General features: G+C 33.0%; 2 protein-coding genes and 1 pseudogene. All 3 read left to right on the top strand.

The genetic code is table 11. The features are described 5' to 3' along the window. Positions 1-634, top strand: a 634-nt coding sequence (locus D8836_RS11005) for a hypothetical protein (RefSeq protein ID WP_125393999.1), incomplete at its 5' end; no start/stop codon positions are given. A 694-nt stretch (positions 635-1328) separates the two neighbouring features. Then, entirely contained in the window at positions 1329-2039 is a 711-nt protein-coding gene (locus D8836_RS10995; protein WP_125393997.1) for a hypothetical protein, read from the top strand. Positions 2040-2069: 30 nt separating this feature from the next. Beyond that, positions 2070-2295 (top strand): annotated as a pseudogene (locus tag D8836_RS10990) (hypothetical protein); the annotation flags it as partial.

Below are 2295 nucleotides of genomic sequence, written 5' to 3'. Positions count from 1 at the left end.
ATTAAATGGGATTTTTATTTTGTATCCTATAGCCTTTTTTATGTTTATGGCAGGGGGATTAGAGGTACTCAACAATCCCTCTTTGTATCAAACATTGCTTATTACAGGGATTGTTGTTTGGGTTTTAAATCTAGTATTTTTACTAGATCTTAAGCGAGGGATTTTAACCAGTTTTGGAACCTATCTCATGTATCTGACTGGTCATATTTATGCCATTATTGGCTTTAGCGCTATGAGTGGGGACCATAACTTTATTGTTCTAAAGTTATCTCTCCCCCTTATCTACGCGCTTGTAATTATTATCGTCATGAGCTGTTTGGTTGACTTGGACTCTGAAGAAATTATCTCGGAGAAGGCTGGAAAAATTATGCTTAATTTTGTAGTGGGACCGATAATACTTTTATCTCTTTGCTTTATTTTTCTAGCTATCATTGGATATAATTTTTTAATGGGGTGGGGAGTATCCTTATTGTTAATGATTTTTGGCTCTGCTTTATATCAAACATGGTTTATAATTATCTATGCCTACCAACACCGTCTTGATGTTGAGGAAACAAGGCCAATCAAGCATATAAAGGTAAACCCAGATATGATTTCAAATCGAGAATTTGACAGTGATAGATTTAAAAAGTAAAGTTTTTAAAGGCATGAGAGGATGGTTTAAATGAAGAAACGATTTCATAGAACATTGATAGATATATTAAATAATGCTAAGGGACCTGTTCCGATGTGGGGGACATTAACCCAAGTATTTGTTATATTTCCTTTGATAATGTTCATGTTCTTTATGACAGCAAATAGTTTAGTANATCAATATGTTTTCAGTTCTATAAATATCATAGCAGTAGTTTTAGAGTTACTTTCTTTTGTAATTATTTTAATGTCAAAGTTACAAAGTAATTTTGCAACGGGACTAATTACCTATATTATGGGTGTTGTTACATATATAACTGGTCCCTTTGCTGTAATAGGACTAGGTGGAGGAGAACAATTCCTTTTATTTCACTTATTTGCAATATTTTTATATCCAATAATAATTTTTCTTCTTATGCTATTATTAGGTGGTGTTGATGGTCAGCAAGTGCTGAAAGAAAAAGTTATTAGTGTAATTTTTGGTATCCCAGGAGCTATTATTGTAATTTCAGTTATCTTACTTATTTTAATAGGAAACCCTGCTGCTTCTTGGTTATTATTTGGATTACAATTGCTATTTTCACCTTTTCTATTTCTTTCGTGGGGGTATATACTTTATCCATTAAGACATAGGTCAGATGTATAAAGTTTTGAGGCGCCAATAGTCTAATCAAAGGCATGAGAGGATGGTTTAAATGATACTGGAACGAATTAAAAAAACATTTGAATTTCAAAGAAGTAGAATAAAGGGACCGGTTCCTCTGTGGGGGGTGTTAAATGGGATTTTTATTTTGTATCCCTTGGTATTTACAGGATTTTGGCTTGCAGGATTAAGGATTTTAAAAAATCCTGCCTTACATCAAGGCTTGATTATTACAGGGATTGTTGTTTGGATTTTAAATCTGGTTTTTCTTTTGGATCTTAAGCGAGGAATTTTAACTAGCTTTGGAACCTATCTCATGTATCTGACTGGCCATGTTTATGCCATCATTGCTTTCAATAGTTTGAGTGGGGATCATAGTTTTATCGGTTTAAAGCTATCCCTCCCTCTTATTCAATCCATTATTGTTATAGTCGTCATGAGCTGTTTGGTCAATTTAGACTCTGAAGAAATTATCTCGCAGAAGGCCAGCAAAGTTATGCTTAACTTTGTATTCGCTCCTCCACTTATTTTATCATGTATCTGTATATTTCTAGCGATGATTGGATATGATTATTTTATGGGATGGGGGATGTCCTTGTTTTCGATGACATTTGGACATTTGTTTTATGCTACATGGTTTATAATTATCTATGCCTACCAACACCGTCATGATGTTAAGGAAATAAGACCAATTAAGCATATAGAAGTGTCTTCGGATTTGATTCAAAATAAAGAATTTGATAAAAATAGATTTAAAAAGTAAAGTTTTAAAAGGCATGAGAGGATGGTTTAAATGATACTGGAACGAATTAAAAAAACATTTGAATTTCAAAGAAGTAGAATAAAGGGACCAGTTCCTCTTTGGGGGGTATTAAATGGGATTTTTATTTTGTATCCTATAGCCTTTTTTATGTTTATGGCAGGGGGATTAGAGGTACTCAACAATCCCTCTTTGTATCAAACATTGCTTATTACAGGGATTGTTGTTTGGGTTTTAAATCTAGTATTTTTACTAGATC

It is taken from the genome of Streptococcus mitis, assembly GCF_003942995.1.
In the GTDB taxonomy this organism is placed as follows: Bacteria; Bacillota; Bacilli; order Lactobacillales; family Streptococcaceae; genus Streptococcus; species Streptococcus mitis_CV.
This window is presented reverse-complemented; position numbering and strand designations above follow the sequence as displayed.

Excerpts from the sequence above, each read along its gene's own strand:
- D8836_RS10995 (WP_125393997.1), top strand. The coding sequence starts at position 1,329 with ATGATACTGGAACGAATTAAAAAAACATTTGAATTTCAAAGAAGTAGA.